Raw genomic sequence first — 239 nt, 5'->3', positions numbered from 1 at the left:
GCAACTGGAAATACAGGTTCAACCGGAAATACGGGCCCGACCGGAGACACGGGAGCAACCGGAAGTACAGGAGCAACCGGAGATACAGGGCCGACCGGAAGTACGGGAGCAACTGGAAATACAGGTTCGACCGGAGATACAGGGCCGACCGGAAGTACGGGAGCAACTGGAAATACAGGTTCAACCGGAAATACGGGCCCGACCGGAGACACGGGAGCAACCGGAAGTACAGGAGCAAC

The 239-nt window shown here is 58.2% G+C and carries 1 protein-coding gene; it reads left to right on the top strand.

The annotated features are described in order from the left end of the window. A partial coding sequence (locus KVT34_RS31005; RefSeq protein ID WP_302695788.1) for a hypothetical protein occupies window positions 1-239 on the top strand: 239 nt, incomplete at both ends.

The organism is Paenibacillus sp. GbtcB18, from assembly GCF_019091125.1.
GTDB classification, from domain to species: Bacteria; Bacillota; Bacilli; order Paenibacillales; family NBRC-103111; genus Paenibacillus_F; species Paenibacillus_F chitinolyticus.
This window is presented reverse-complemented; position numbering and strand designations above follow the sequence as displayed.